The sequence below is a fragment of the Streptomyces sp. NPDC046887 genome (genome assembly GCF_040644755.1).
GTDB classification, from domain to species: Bacteria; Actinomycetota; Actinomycetes; order Streptomycetales; family Streptomycetaceae; genus Streptomyces; species Streptomyces lichenis.
Genome location: NZ_JBEYXH010000055.1, coordinates 20,509 through 34,017, shown reverse-complemented (window position 1 = coordinate 34,017; position 13,509 = coordinate 20,509). Strand labels below are relative to the sequence as shown.

Genomic DNA, 13,509 nt, shown 5'->3' with positions numbered 1-13,509 from the left:
AGCCTGGGCCTCGACCCGGACGAGCCGCGCAACCTCACCCGCTCGGTCGTGCTCGCCGAGGACTGACCGTCTTCGGCGTCCGGCCCCGTCCGGGCCGGGCGGGTGCGGTGCGGGCCTCGCGGGGCGCGGCCCTTTGGCGCTGGGCGCGCATGGGCCGTTGTTCGGCCAGTGGATCCGCCGCCGCAGGGGCGGCTTGCGCCGCCGGGGGCTGAGTTCTGCCCGGTGGGTGCGCTGACGCGGGTGGGTCTGTTGCGGTTGCGGTCCGGTGGCCGGGTGCGCCTTCGGCGGTCGGTTCCGCTCTGCGGTGGGTGGGGGCGTGGGCACTCTGGGCCCGCAAACCGCCACCGGAGCGCAACGCGAACAGACGCAGGCGCGTCAGCGGGGCCACCGGCCGTGGCAGGCACCCGCACACCGCCAGAGGCGGATTTCGGGGCTATGCGAAGATGGGTTCTCGGCAGGACAGGGCCCCCACCACAGGGCCGAAGAACTAGCGGCCGAACACCAGCCGACCGGCCGGTCATCCCCGCGGATACGGGGCCCCGGCGACCGGCGCTCATGCATGGAGGACGTGACGTGGCGAACGACGCCAGCACCGTTTTCGACCTAGTGATCCTCGGCGGTGGCAGTGGCGGGTACGCCGCGGCCCTGCGGGGTGCGCAGCTGGGCCTGGACGTCGCACTGATCGAGAAGAACAAGCTGGGCGGCACCTGCCTGCACAACGGCTGCATCCCCACCAAGGCCCTGCTGCACGCCGGTGAGATCGCGGACCAGGCGCGTGAGGCCGAGCAGTTCGGCGTGAAGGCCGCTTTCGAGGGCATCGACATCAAGGGCGTCCACAAGTACAAGGACGACGTGATCGCCGGCCTGTACAAGGGCCTGCAGGGGCTGGTCGCCTCCCGCAAGGTGACGTACATCGAGGGTGAGGGCCGGCTGTCCTCGCCGACCTCCGTGGACGTGGGCGGGCAGCGGGTCGAGGGCCGCCATGTGCTGCTGGCCACCGGTTCGGTCCCGAAGTCCCTGCCGGGCCTGGAGATCGACGGCAACCGGATCATCTCCTCCGACCACGCCCTGACCCTGGACCGCGTGCCGGAGTCCGCGATCATCCTGGGCGGCGGCGTGATCGGCGTCGAGTTCGCCTCGGCGTGGAAGTCCTTCGGCACCGAGGTCACGGTCATCGAGGGCCTGAAGCACCTGGTGCCGGTCGAGGACGAGAACAGCTCCAAGCTTCTTGAGCGCGCCTTCCGCAAGCGCGGCATCAAGTTCAACCTGGGCACCTTCTTCCAGAGCGCCGAGTACACCGACAGCGGTGTGAAGGTGACCCTCGCGGACGGCAAGACCTTCGAGGCCGAGGTGCTGCTGGTCGCCATCGGCCGCGGCCCGGTCTCGCAGGGGCTGGGTTACGAGGAGCAGGGCGTCGCGATGGACCGCGGCTATGTCCTGGTGGATGAGTACATGCGCACCAATGTGCCGACGATCTCCGCTGTCGGTGACCTGGTGCCTACGCTGCAGCTGGCGCATGTGGGCTTCGCCGAGGGCATCCTGGTGGCGGAGCGGCTGGCCGGTCTGAAGACGGTGCCGATCGACTACGACGGTGTGCCCCGGGTGACGTACTGCCACCCGGAGGTCGCCTCCGTGGGCATCACCGAGGCGAAGGCCAAGGAGGTCTACGGCGCGGACAAGGTCGTCGCCCTGAAGTACAACCTCGCCGGCAACGGCAAGAGCAAGATCCTGAAGACCGCGGGTGAGATCAAGCTGGTCCAGGTGAAGGACGGGGCCGTGGTCGGCGTCCACATGGTCGGTGACCGCATGGGTGAGCAGGTCGGCGAGGCGCAGCTGATCTACAACTGGGAGGCGCTGCCGGCCGAGGTCGCGCAGCTGATCCACGCCCACCCGACGCAGAACGAGGCGCTGGGCGAGGCCCACCTGGCGCTGGCCGGCAAGCCGCTGCACTCGCACGACTGACCCTCGGGGCCCGGGGCACTCCTCAGGGGGTGCCCCTCGGGCGCGACGACCACTTTCCGCAAGATTTCGTAAGGAGCAACCGAAACCATGCCGGTTTCCGTAACCCTGCCGGCGCTCGGCGAGAGCGTCACCGAGGGCACCGTCACCCGCTGGCTGAAGGCCGAGGGTGAGCGCGTAGAGGCCGACGAGCCGCTGCTGGAGGTGTCGACGGACAAGGTCGACACCGAGATCCCCGCGCCCGCGTCGGGCGTACTGTCCTCCATCAAGGTCGCCGAGGACGAGACCGTCGAGGTCGGCGCCGAGCTGGCGGTCATCGACGACGGCTCCGGCGGTGGCGCCGCCGAGTCCGCCCCGGCGCAGGAGGCCCCGGCCCAGGAGACCCCCGCGCAGGAGGAGCCGGAGCAGGCTCCCGCGCAGGAGGCCCCGCAGGCCGCCCCGTCCACCGAGTCCGAGGCGCCCGCCCCGGCCCCGTCCGCCGAGGCCGCCTCCGGCGGTGGCGGCGCGGAGGGCACCGACGTGGTGCTGCCCGCGCTGGGCGAGTCGGTCACCGAGGGCACCGTCACCCGCTGGCTGAAGGAGGTCGGCGAGGAGGTCGCGGAGGACGAGCCGCTGCTGGAGGTGTCGACGGACAAGGTCGACACCGAGATCCCGGCGCCCACCGCGGGTGTGCTGCTGGAGATCGTGGTCGGCGAGGACGAGACCGCCGAGGTCGGCGCCAAGCTGGCCGTGATCGGCGCTCCGGGTGCCGCCCCGAAGCAGGAAGCGCCGAAGGAGGCTCCGAAGCAGGAGGCCCCGAAGGAGGAAGCCCCGAAGGAGGAGCCGAAGCAGGAGGCGCCCGCCGCCCCGGCTCAGGAGGCTCCGAAGCAGGAGGCTCCGCAGCAGGAAGCCCCCGAGCAGGAGGCTCCCGCGCCGGCCAAGCAGGAGGCCCCGGCGGCCGCGCCCGCCCCGGCTCAGCCCGCCGCCAAGGCGCAGGCGGAGCCTGCCGAGGACGGCGCCTACGTCACCCCGCTGGTCCGCAAGCTGGCCGCGGAGAACGGCGTGGACCTGTCCTCGGTGAAGGGCACCGGTGTCGGTGGCCGGATCCGCAAGCAGGACGTGATCGCCGCCGCGGAGGCCGCCAAGGCCCCCGCCCCGGCTCCGGCCGCGCAGGCGGCCCCCGCGGCCCCCGCGGCCAAGGCGCCGAAGCTGGAGACCTCGCCGCTGCGCGGGCAGACGGTCAAGATGACCCGGATGCGCAAGGTCATCGGCGACAACATGATGAAGGCCCTGCACTCGCAGGCGCAGCTCACCACGGTCGTCGAGGTGGACATCACCAAGCTGATGAAGCTGCGCGGCCGGGCCAAGGACGCGTTCGCGGCCCGTGAGGGCGTCAAGCTGTCCCCGATGCCGTTCTTCGTGAAGGCGGCGGCCCAGGCGCTGAAGGCCCACCCGGTCGTCAACGCCCGGATCAACGAGGACGAGGGCACCGTCACGTACTTCGACTCGGAGAACATCGGCATCGCCGTGGACTCCGAGAAGGGCCTGATGACCCCGGTCATCAAGCACGCCGGCGACCTGAACATCGCGGGCATCTCGAAGGCGACGGCCGACCTGGCCGGCAAGGTGCGCGGCAACAAGATCACCCCGGACGAGCTGTCCGGCGCGACCTTCACCATCAGCAACACCGGTTCGCGCGGCGCGCTGTTCGACACGGTCATCGTTCCGCCGAACCAGGTCGCCATCCTGGGCATCGGCGCCACGGTGAAGCGCCCGGCGGTCATCGAGACCGCCGAGGGCACCGTGATCGGCGTCCGCGACATGACGTACCTCTCGCTCTCCTACGACCACCGCCTGGTGGACGGTGCCGACGCGGCCCGCTACCTGACGGCCGTCAAGGCGATCCTGGAGGCCGGCGAGTTCGAGGTCGACCTGGGTCTGTGAGGCCCGCGCGGCGGAAGGGGCTGGTGAGGGGCGTGTGCCCCTGACGGCCTCCGCTGTCGGCAAGCTCACCAGCGGCGCCCCCGCCCGGACCACCTCCGGGCGGGGGCGCCGCCGTATTGTCTAGAGGTCGGCCCGCAAGCGCCCATCCTCAGGAGCCCCCCTATGACCGCGCCCGTCGTCCACTCGCTGCGCGAGCAGATCCGCGAGCACATCGTGGAGGGCATCGTCAGCGGCCGGTGGAAGCCGGGCGAGCGGATCGTGGAGCGCCGGATCGCCACCGAGCTGGCGGTGAGCCAGACCCCCGTACGCGAGGCGCTGCGGGAGCTGGAGAGCCTGCGGCTGATCGAGTCGGCGCCGAACAAGGGCGTTAGGGTGCGCAGCCTGACCGCGGCCGACCTGGAGGAGAGCTATCCGGTGCGGGCCGGTCTGGAGCAGATCGCGGCCGAGCTGGCGGCGGAGCGGCTGGCCGAGGACTGCTCGGCGCTGGAGCCGCATGTGGCGGCGCTGTACCAGGCGGACGCGGTGGCCGACGGTACGGCGCAGGTGCGGCATACGGTGGCCTTCCACCGGGAGCTGGTGCGGGCGGCCCACAACGGGGTGCTGCTGCACACCTGGGAGGGGCTGGGCATCGAGGTCTTCACCGCGCTGTCGATCCGCTGGCTGGGTACCGTGCAGAAGTCGTACGCGGAGGAGCACCAGGAGCTGGTGGAGGCGTTCCGCCGTCGGGATCCGGCCATCGGCGCGCTGGTCAAGGCGCATGTGCTGGGGTGTGCCCCGCGCGCCTGAGCCGATGGGTCGGTAACTCGCGCCCGGTTCCGCTCATCGGCGGGGCCGGGCGCTCTTTCGTGTCGCCTTCCCACCGGAAGAAGCGGCTCCGACCTGCGAAAACCAGGCACCGAGTGCACGTTTGCCTGGCACCCGATGCCGACTTTGGCCCTGGAGGCACAATTTTCGGGGCAACCCTTTGATCGATCATCGATCACAGTCGTACAGTCATCCGCGGACTTCAACAGAGGTCTCTCGCCCTGTCCTGCCAAGACCAAGGGCTCCACCCCTTCGACTCCGGAAGGCGGCGACTATGACCGACCCCACCCGCATCCAGCCGAGCGAGCTCGACCAGCTGCCGGACCGCGACCCCGAGGAGACCGCCGAGTGGCAGGCGTCCCTGGACGCCGTGGCCAAGGCGGCCGGGCCGCACCGCGCCGCGTATCTGATGCGCCGCACCCTGGAGCGCGCCGAGGGCGCCGGTCTCGCGCTGCCGAAGCTGCTGGAGACGGACTACGTCAACACCATCCCGACCGCCGCCGAGGCCGGCTACGGCTTCGACGGGGACGAGGAGCTGGAAGCCCGTATCACCGCCTGGAACCGCTGGAACGCGGCGGCCATGGTGACCCGGGGCGCCAAGCACGGGGTCGGCGGCCATATCGCCACCTTCGCCTCGGCGGCCTGGCTCTACGAGACCGGCTTCAACCACTTCTTCCGCGGCAAGGAGGGCGACGGGAGCGGCGACCAGCTGTTCATCCAGGGCCACGCCTCGCCCGGCATCTACGCCCGCGCCTTCCTGGACGGCCGGCTCACCGAGGCCCACCTGGACAACTTCCGCCAGGAGTCCGCGGGCAACGGGCTGCCGTCCTACCCGCACCCGCGCCGGCTGCCGTGGCTGTGGGAGTTCCCCACGGTGTCGATGGGCCTCGGCCCGCTCTCGGCGATCTACCAGGCGCGGTTCAACCGCTATCTGACCAACCGCTCCATCAAGGACGTCTCCGCCTCGCACGTGTGGGCGTTCCTGGGCGACGGCGAGATGGACGAGCCGGAGTCGACCGCCGCCCTGGCGCTGGCCGCCCGTGAGGGTCTGGACAACCTGACCTTCGTCATCAACTGCAACCTTCAGCGCCTGGACGGCCCGGTCCGCGCCAACTTCAAGATCGTGCAGGAGCTGGAGGCCCAGTTCCGCGGCGCCGGCTGGAACGTGGTGAAGTCGCTCTGGGGCACCGCCTGGGACGAGCTGTTCCAGCTGGACACCACCGGCGCCCTGGTCCGCCGGCTGCGCGAGGTGCCGGACGCCCAGATCCAGACCTACCAGACCCGGGATGCCGCCTACATCCGCGAGGACTTCTTCGGCAAGGAGCCGGCCCTCGTCGAGCTGGCGAAGCTGTTGAGCGACGACAAGATCCTGGAGTGCTTCCACACCTCCCGCGGCGGCCACGAGTCCCGCAAGGTGTACGCCGCGTACCGGGCGGCCCTCGCCCACCAGGGCGCGCCGACGGTGATCCTGGCCCAGACGGTGAAGGGCTTCACCCTCGGCGAGGGCTTCGCCTCCAAGAACGCCAACCACCAGATGAAGAAGCTGACGGTGGACGAGTTCCGGCGGATGCGGGACCTGCTGGGCCTGCCGATCGCCGACGCGGCGTTCGAGGACGGCCAGGTGCCCTACGGCCACCCCGGCGCCGACTCCGCCGAGGTCCGCTACCTCGCCGAGCGCCGCGCCGCGCTCGGCGGCCCCGCCCCGGCCCGCCGGGTCCACCCGGTGGCCCCGCTGCCGGCCGCCGCGGACAAGACCTTCGCCGCCTTCGACAAGGGCTCCGGCTCCCAGTCGGTGGCGACGACGATGGCCTTCGTCCGGCTGATGAAGGACCTGATCCGGGACAAGCAGACCGGCAGGCGCTGGGTGCCGATCGTCCCCGACGAGGCCCGCACCTTCGGCATGGAGTCGCTCTTCCCCTCGCTGGGCATCTACTCGCCCAAGGGCCAGACCTACGAGCCGGTCGACCGCGACCAGCTGATGTACTACCGCGAGGCCACCGACGGCCAGATCCTCAACGAGGGCATCACCGAGGCCGGCTCGATGGCCGACTTCATCGCCGCGTCCACCGCGTACGCGACGCACGGCGAGCCGATGATCCCCTTCTACATCTTCTACTCGATGTTCGGCTGGCAGCGCACGGCCGACCAGATGTGGCAGCTCGGCGACCAGCTGGGCCGCGGCTTCCTGGTCGGCGCCACCGCCGGGCGCACCACGCTCACCGGTGAGGGCCTCCAGCACGCCGACGGCCACTCCCCGGTGATCGCCGCCACCAACCCGGCGGCGCTGACCTACGACCCGGCCTTCGCCTACGAGGTGGCGGTGATCGTCAAGGAGGGGCTGCGCCGGATGTACGGCGAGGCCGCGCCGGGCGAGGACCAGAACGTCTTCTACTACCTGACCGTCTACAACGAGCCGATGCCGCAGCCGGCCAAGCCGCAGGGCGTGGACGAGGGCATCATCAAGGGCCTGTACCGCTTCAAGGAGGGCGAGCCGGCCGCCGCGGACGCCCCGCGCATCCAGCTGCTCTCCTCCGGCACCGCGATCCACTGGGCGCTCAAGGCCCAGGAGCTGCTGGCCGCCGAGTGGAACGTGACCGCCGACGTGTGGTCCGCGACCTCCTGGTCGGAGCTGCGGCGGGACGCCCTGGACGCCGACGCGGCGCTGCTGCGCGGCGAGGAGCGGGTGCCCTACGTACGCCAGGCGCTGGCCGACGCGCCCGGACCGGTGCTCGCGGTCAGCGACTACATGCGCCAGGTCCCGGACCAGATCGCCCAGTGGGTGGAGCAGGACTGGTCCTCCCTCGGTGCCGACGGCTTCGGCCTCTCCGACACCCGCGAGGCGGCCCGCCGCCACTTCGGCGTGGACGCCGAGTCGGTCGTGGTCGCCGCCCTGGCCCAGCTCGCCCGCCGCGGCGAGGTCCCGGCCTCGGTGGTCAAGGACGCCCGGGAGCGCTACGGCCTCTGAGGCTGAGCGGATGACGGTGGTGCGGGGTTCCGGCGGGTCCGGGGCCCCGCTCCCGTCGTCCGGGGGAACGGAAAAGGGCGGGTGCCGGGGCGGGGGCCCGTGCCAGACTCCGGCCATGCCGCCGATCATGTACCCGCCGCCGCTGCGCCCGGGCGACCGCGTCGCCGTCACCTCCCCGTCCAGCGGGGTCCCCGCGCCGCTGCGCGAGCGGCTGGCGGTCGCCGTCGCGGCGGTGGAGGCGCGGGGGTACGAGGTGGTGACCGGCCGCTGCATGGACGGTATGGGGCATCTGAGCGCCCCGGCCGAGGCGCGGGCCGCCGAGCTGACGGCGCTGCTCACCGACCCCTCGGTGCGGGCCGTCGTACCGCCGTGGGGCGGGGAGACCGCCATCGATCTGCTGCCGCTGCTCGACTGGGACCGGATCAGGGCGGCGGAGCCCACCTGGCTGGTCGGCTTCTCCGACCTCTCGACCCTGATGACCCCGCTGACCCTGCTCACCGGTGTCGCCACCCTGCACGGCAACAACCTGATGGACACCCCCTACCGGGTACCGGAGGGGCTGCTGTCCTGGCTGGACATCGCCGCGCTGCCGGCCGGCGCCCGGTTCGCCCAGACCCCGCCGGGCCGCTACCGCTCGACCGGCTGGGACGACTACGCCGCCGACCCGGGGGTGCGGGAGTACACCCTGGACGCGGCCGGCTCCTGGACCCGGCTGGACGGCGGCAGCGGCGATGTGGACGTCGAGGGCCGGCTGATCGGCGGCTGTATCGAGACGCTCTGCCATGTGGCGGGCACGCCCTACGGCGATGTGGCGGCGTTCGCCCGGAACCATGCGCCCGAGGGGCTGTTGGTGTACGTGGAGGCGGCCGAGGACGACCCGTTCACCATCTGTCGGGCGCTGCACGGGATGCGGCTGGCCGGGTTCTTCGACGCGGCGAACGCCGTTCTGGTGGGCCGGACCTCCGCCCCCGGCCGACCCTCGCTGAGCCAGCACGAGGCGGTGCTGGACGCGCTGGGGCCGCTCGGGGTGCCGCTGATCGCGGACGTCGAGTGCGGGCACGTACCGCCGTACCTTCCGCTGGTGAACGGGGCGCGGGGCCGGGTGGTGCTCACCGCCGAGCGGCGGGAGCTGGTCCAGACCCTGGACTGACCGCGCACGGCGGATGATGGGGGCATGCGTGCCGCTCGGCTGATCAAGATGGTGCTTCTGCTCCAGTCCCGTCCGACCATGACCGCCGCCGAGCTGGCCCGGGAGCTGGAGGTGTCGGAGCGGACCGTCACCCGGGACGCGCAGGCACTGTCGGAGGCGGGTGTCCCGGTCTACGCGGACCGGGGACGGGCCGGCGGTTACCGGCTGCTGGGCGGCTACCGCACCCGGCTGACCGGGCTGGCCCGGGGCGAGGCGGAGGCGCTGTTCCTGTCCGGGGTGCCGGGCGCGCTGCGGACCATGGGGTTGGACGACGCGGCCTCGGCGGCCCGGCTGAAGGTGTCGGCGGCGCTGCTGCCCTCGCTGCGGGACGCCCCGGAGGCCGCCGCCCAGCGGTTCCATCTGGACGCGCCCGGCTGGTACCAGGAGCCCGAGACACCGGAGCTGCTGCCGGTGCTGGCGGAGGCGGTCTGGGACGACCGGCGGGTGGAGGTCCGCTACCGGCGCCCCGGCGACACGGAGGTCGGCCGCCGGCTGGACCCGTACGGCCTGGTGCTGAAGGCGGGCGTCTGGTACCTGTGCGCCCGGGCGGTCGCCTCGGCCGCCCCGGACGCCCCGGACGCCCCGGACGCCCCGGCCGCCTCCGAGGCGCCGGTGTCCTCGGTGCGGGTGTACCGGGTGGACCGGTTCAGCGCGGTGGAGGTGGAGCGGGACGGGGAGCGGTTCACCCGGGAGGAGGGCTTCGACCTGCCCGCCTTCTGGGTGGAGCGGTCCGCCGCGTTCGCCCGCTCCATCCTGCGGGACGAGGTAGTGGTGCGGCTGACCCCGGCCGGGGCGCGGGCCCTGCCCCGGGTCACCGACCGGGCCGCCGCCGAGGAGGCGCTGGCGGCGGCCGGGGAGCCGGGTCCGGACGGCCGGGTGGAGGTCCGGCTGCGGGTGGAGTCCCTGGAGGTGGCGTACGCGCAGCTGCTCACCCTCGGCCCGGAGGCGGAGGTACTGGGCCCGCCGGCGCTACGGGCCCGGTTCGCCGCAGCCGCGGCGGGGATGTGCGAGCGGTACGGGTCCTCGTAGGCCCTGTAGTCCCTTCCTAGCGGTAGTCCTCCGCGGCGGGCTGCTTGCCGCCGTCCCCGGCGTCGCCGGTGGCCTCGTCCATGGCGAAGAGGTAGCCCCAGGCGTCCGGCCGGGAGCCGTCGGCGTCGGTGAAGCCGTACTCCCGGGCGAGCTGCCCGCTGGACAGCGAGCGGCCGCTCCAGCGCTCGCGCTCCGGGTCGGCGGCGAGCGCGGCGACCGCCCGGCCGACCAGCACCGGTGACTCGGCGATGGCGAAGCTGGGCTCCTGCGCGATGCCGTCGCGCCAGTTCTCCTCCCGTACGCCGAAGTGGTCCAGCATCTCCTCCGAGCGGAGGAAGCCGGGGGTGAGCGCCACCGCGGTGGTGCCGGTGCCCTTCAGGTCCTCCGAGAGGGCGAACGCCATCCGGATCGGGGAGTTCTTGGCCAGGTCGTAGTAGAAGTTCTCCCGGAAGCGGGTGTTGTACTCGGCGGTGCCGTCGGTCATCTCGACCAGCAGACCGCCCGGATGGCGCAGCATCAGCGGCAGAGCGAGGCTGCTGGTGATGGCGTGGCTGCGGATGCCGAGGTCCAGCATGCGCAGCCCGGCGTCGAGGTCGGTGTCCCACATCTTCACCCCGAACTCCAGCAGCCGGTCGCCGCCCCAGAGGCTGTTGACCAGGACGTCGAGCCGGCCGCGCTCCCGGTCGATCCGGTCCACCAGGGCGCGGACCTGGTCCGGTTCCAGGTGGTCGGTGGGGACGGCGATGCCCTCGCCGCCGGCAGCGGTGACCAGTTCGGCGGTCTCCTCGATGGTCTCGCCGGGCCGTCCGACCTCGCTGACCCGGTCGCGGGTGGTGCGGCCGGTCGCGTAGACGGTAGCCCCGGCGGCCCCGAGCTGGACGGCGATGGCGCGCCCGGCGCCCCGGGTGGCGCCCGCGACGAGGGCGATGGTGCCGGCGAGCTGTGCGTTTTCGTTGGTCGTCATGGCGTCGACGGTCGCACCGATACCCGACATCCGCTGTCCGGTATTCCGGACGGAATCCCGGAAGGCCCCGCCGACGGGTTGCCGAACGGTGGAAGCGGGGCCACCGTTTCGGCGACTCCGGGTGCACGCACCGGCCGGAGCCCCGATGCTTGGTGCCGTGATGGACGAGACGGAGTTCTGGGAGATCGTCGACACCACCCGCGAGGCCGCCGAGGGCGACCCCGAGGACCATGCCGAGCTGCTGGTGGAACGGCTGCTGGAGCTCGACCCGGACTCCGTGCTGGACTTCGCCCGCCACTTCGAGGCCCGCTACAACCGGGCGTACACCTGGGAGCTGTGGGGCGCGGCGGCCGTCCTGCTGGGTGGTGCGAGTGACGACGCCTTCGACTACTTCCGCTGCTGGCTGATCGGGCAGGGCCGGGAGGTGTTCGAGGGCGGTGTGCACGAGCCGGACTCGCTGGCGGAGCTGCTGGACGGCTTCGACGAGGAGATCGACGGGGACGGGGAGGAGCTGGGGTACGCGGCCGATGAGGCGTACGAGCAGCTCACCGGCGCGGACACCCCCGACCTGGGCATCGCCCCGCAGCCGCCGGAGCCGGAGGGCGTCTCCTTCGACCTGGCGGACCGGTCGGCGCTGGCCGAGCGCTACCCCCGGCTGTGGGAGCGTTTCGGCGTCTGAGCGCCGGCCGGGGCTTCTTCAGACGGGCTCCGGCCCGTCCAGCCGCCTCCCCATGCAGACGTCGTCCACAGCGACGCCGCGCAGCCGGAACTCCCCCGGCAGCACCCCCTCCACGGCGAAGCCCTCGGAGGCGTACAGGGCGCGGGCGGGCGTGTTGTGGCCCAGCACCCGCAGGGTGATCCGGGTCGCCCCCTGCCGCCGGGCCTCGTCGCAGGCGGCCCGCAGCAGGACCCGGGCCAGTCCGCGCCGCCGCGCCCAGTCGGCCACCGCGAGGCCTTGGATCTGGCGGACATGGGCGTTGCAGGGCAGGGCGGTGGGCGGCACCAGGCGGATGTACCCGGCGATACGGGTACCGCCCGGGTCCTCCGCCACCAGGTAGTCGGCCGGGCGGTGGGCGGAGTCGAAGAAGGGGGCGTAGGGAGGGAGAGGCTCGGGCTGCACCGAGTGCAGGGGCGACCAGACGGCGGCGTCCAGCCGGCTCAGCTCCTCGGCGTCCTCCGGCCGCGCCCTCCGTATCCGAGGTACCGGGAGCCTCGGGGCTGTGCCGGGCGGGTGGCCCGGGCGGGCGGAGTCCGGGGTCGTCATGTGCGTCACTGTGCCATGGGGGCAGGATGGGGCTCATGGCACATCGCTCCCGTATCGCGGTCACCGGCGCCTCCGGGCTGATCGGCGCGGCCCTGGTCCGTTCCCTGCGCGCCGACGGGCATGAGGTGGTGCGGCTGGTACGCCGCGCCGCCCGGTCCGGCGACGAGTGCGCATGGGATCCGAAGCGGAACCACGTGGACACCGCCGGGCTGGCCGGCTGCGAGGCGGTGGTGCACCTCGCGGGCGCGGGCGTCGGCGACCGCCGCTGGACCGCGGCGTACAAGAAGGAGATCCGCGACAGCCGGGTGCTGGGCACCACGGCGATCGCGGAGGCGATCACCCGGCTGGACACCCCGCCGAGGGTGCTGCTGTGCGGCAGCGCGATCGGCTACTACGGGGACACCGGCGACCGCCCGGTGGACGAGTCGGCCCCGGCGGGGCGGGGGTTTTTGCCGTCGGTCTGCGTGGAGTGGGAGGCGGCCGCGGCGCCCGCCTCGGAGGCGGGCATCCGGGTCGCCCACGCCCGCACCGGTCTGGTGGTGAGCCGGAAGGGCGGGGCGTGGGGGCGGCTCTTCCCGATCTTCAAGGCGGGGCTGGGGGGCCGACTGGGCTCGGGTGAGCAGTACTGGAGCTTCATCGCCCTGCACGACGAGATCGCCGCGCTCCGGCACATCCTGGACACCGAGTCACTGACCGGCCCGGTGAACCTCACCGCCCCGGAGCCGGTCACCAACCGCGAGGTCAGCGCCGCGATGGGCCGGGTCCTGCGCCGCCCCACCCCCTTCCCGGTGCCCGCCGCGGCCCTGAAGCTGGCCCTCGGCGACTTCGCGGAGGACGTGCTGGGCAGCCAGCGAGTGCTCCCGGGCCGGCTGCTGGAGTCCGGGTTCCGCTTCGCCTTCCCGACCGTGGACGAGGCCATCGCCTCGGTGGTGTGAGGCTTGCGTGGCCAGGGCCGCGGCCTGGGTGGTTCGCCGGTGAGTGGGTGGCCGCCCGCCGGGGCCGTGCCCCGGGTGGTCGGCCGCTGAGTGGGTGGCCGCCGCGGGGGTGATGGGCGCGTGGCCCGGCCGGGGGCCTCACCGCGCGCCTGCGCGGCTGTCCGGGCGGCCACGGCCCTGGCTGAGGCCCGCCTGGCACAGGCTCGCTCCGAGGCGCGCTCTGTCACGGCCCTGCGCTGAGGCCCGCCCGGCCCTCCGGCCAGGGGGGTGCGCCGTGCGACGAACCCGCGGCTATCGGACCGGCCACTCGGCGGGAGGCCGCGCCGTGCGCCTGCGGCCGCTTGGGCCGACCGCTTCGGCAGTACGCCCGGTGGTTGCCACCGGCCCGCGCCGGGCCCCGTCGAGGCCCGGGGCCCGCCGGTCCCACCCGGCCCCGCCGAGCCCCCGGCCGCCGCCCCGTCTCGCCCCATTCCCCCG

General features: G+C 73.2%; 10 protein-coding genes. 8 read left to right on the top strand and 2 right to left on the bottom strand.

All coding sequences use genetic code 11. The features are described from left to right. The first annotated feature begins 573 nt into the window (after window positions 1-573). From lpdA to ABZ945_RS31330, 6 genes are all read left to right on the top strand, one after another. A complete protein-coding gene (lpdA, locus tag ABZ945_RS31355; RefSeq protein WP_248635549.1) occupies window positions 574-1,962 on the top strand; it encodes a dihydrolipoyl dehydrogenase in 1,389 nt (462 codons plus the stop codon). Window positions 1,963-2,049: 87 nt separating this feature from the next. Beyond that, the gene (gene sucB / locus ABZ945_RS31350; RefSeq protein WP_361276550.1) at window positions 2,050-3,882 is read left to right on the top strand and encodes a 2-oxoglutarate dehydrogenase, E2 component, dihydrolipoamide succinyltransferase; all 1,833 of its coding nucleotides are present in this window, start codon (window positions 2,050-2,052) and stop codon (window positions 3,880-3,882) included. A gap of 162 nt (window positions 3,883-4,044) precedes the next feature. Continuing rightward, entirely contained in the window at window positions 4,045-4,668 is a 624-nt protein-coding gene (locus ABZ945_RS31345) for a GntR family transcriptional regulator (protein WP_248635553.1), read from the top strand. Between the two features lie 292 nt (window positions 4,669-4,960). Continuing rightward, window positions 4,961-7,651: a pyruvate dehydrogenase (acetyl-transferring), homodimeric type gene (gene aceE / locus ABZ945_RS31340; protein ID WP_361276547.1), complete on the top strand. Its 2,691-nt coding sequence runs from the start codon at window positions 4,961-4,963 to the stop codon at window positions 7,649-7,651. Window positions 7,652-7,766: 115 nt separating this feature from the next. Continuing rightward, window positions 7,767-8,801 carry a S66 peptidase family protein gene (locus ABZ945_RS31335; protein ID WP_361276545.1) on the top strand — a complete coding sequence of 345 codons (1,035 nt, stop codon included), beginning with the start codon at window positions 7,767-7,769 and terminating at the stop codon, window positions 8,799-8,801. 24 nt (window positions 8,802-8,825) lie between these two features. Continuing rightward, the gene (locus ABZ945_RS31330; protein WP_361276543.1) at window positions 8,826-9,869 is read left to right on the top strand and encodes a WYL domain-containing protein; all 1,044 of its coding nucleotides are present in this window, start codon (window positions 8,826-8,828) and stop codon (window positions 9,867-9,869) included. Window positions 9,870-9,885: 16 nt separating this feature from the next. Here ABZ945_RS31330 and ABZ945_RS31325 read toward each other — a convergent pair whose 3' ends face one another. Then, entirely contained in the window at window positions 9,886-10,833 is a 948-nt protein-coding gene (locus ABZ945_RS31325; protein ID WP_361276541.1) for an SDR family oxidoreductase, read from the bottom strand. Window positions 10,834-10,993: 160 nt separating this feature from the next. On the opposite strand from ABZ945_RS31325, the gene ABZ945_RS31320 reads away from it, so the two are divergent. Next, window positions 10,994-11,512 carry a DUF4240 domain-containing protein gene (locus ABZ945_RS31320; RefSeq protein ID WP_361276553.1) on the top strand — a complete coding sequence of 173 codons (519 nt, stop codon included), beginning with the start codon at window positions 10,994-10,996 and terminating at the stop codon, window positions 11,510-11,512. An 18-nt stretch (window positions 11,513-11,530) separates the two neighbouring features. On the opposite strand, the gene ABZ945_RS31315 is transcribed toward ABZ945_RS31320, so the two are convergent. After that, on the bottom strand, window positions 11,531-12,097 hold the full coding sequence (locus tag ABZ945_RS31315; RefSeq protein WP_361276538.1) for a GNAT family N-acetyltransferase: 567 nt from the start codon (window positions 12,095-12,097) through the stop codon (window positions 11,531-11,533). Window positions 12,098-12,132: 35 nt separating this feature from the next. Between ABZ945_RS31315 and ABZ945_RS31310 the strand changes: the two genes are divergently transcribed. After that, window positions 12,133-13,032 carry a TIGR01777 family oxidoreductase gene (locus ABZ945_RS31310; RefSeq protein WP_361276535.1) on the top strand — a complete coding sequence of 300 codons (900 nt, stop codon included), beginning with the start codon at window positions 12,133-12,135 and terminating at the stop codon, window positions 13,030-13,032. Window positions 13,033-13,509: the final 477 nt, after the last annotated feature.

Bases quoted from the DNA above. Each gene is read 5' to 3' on its own strand.
- ABZ945_RS31315 (WP_361276538.1), bottom strand. From the start codon at position 12,097: ATGACGACCCCGGACTCCGCCCGCCCGGGCCACCCGCCCGGCACAGCC.
- aceE (WP_361276547.1), top strand. From the start codon at position 4,961: ATGACCGACCCCACCCGCATCCAGCCGAGCGAGCTCGACCAGCTGCCG.
- ABZ945_RS31345 (WP_248635553.1), top strand. From the start codon at position 4,045: ATGACCGCGCCCGTCGTCCACTCGCTGCGCGAGCAGATCCGCGAGCAC.
- ABZ945_RS31310 (WP_361276535.1), top strand. From the start codon at position 12,133: ATGGCACATCGCTCCCGTATCGCGGTCACCGGCGCCTCCGGGCTGATC.
- ABZ945_RS31330 (WP_361276543.1), top strand. From the start codon at position 8,826: ATGCGTGCCGCTCGGCTGATCAAGATGGTGCTTCTGCTCCAGTCCCGT.
- ABZ945_RS31325 (WP_361276541.1), bottom strand. From the start codon at position 10,833: ATGACGACCAACGAAAACGCACAGCTCGCCGGCACCATCGCCCTCGTC.
- sucB (WP_361276550.1), top strand. From the start codon at position 2,050: ATGCCGGTTTCCGTAACCCTGCCGGCGCTCGGCGAGAGCGTCACCGAG.
- ABZ945_RS31320 (WP_361276553.1), top strand. From the start codon at position 10,994: ATGGACGAGACGGAGTTCTGGGAGATCGTCGACACCACCCGCGAGGCC.
- ABZ945_RS31335 (WP_361276545.1), top strand. From the start codon at position 7,767: ATGCCGCCGATCATGTACCCGCCGCCGCTGCGCCCGGGCGACCGCGTC.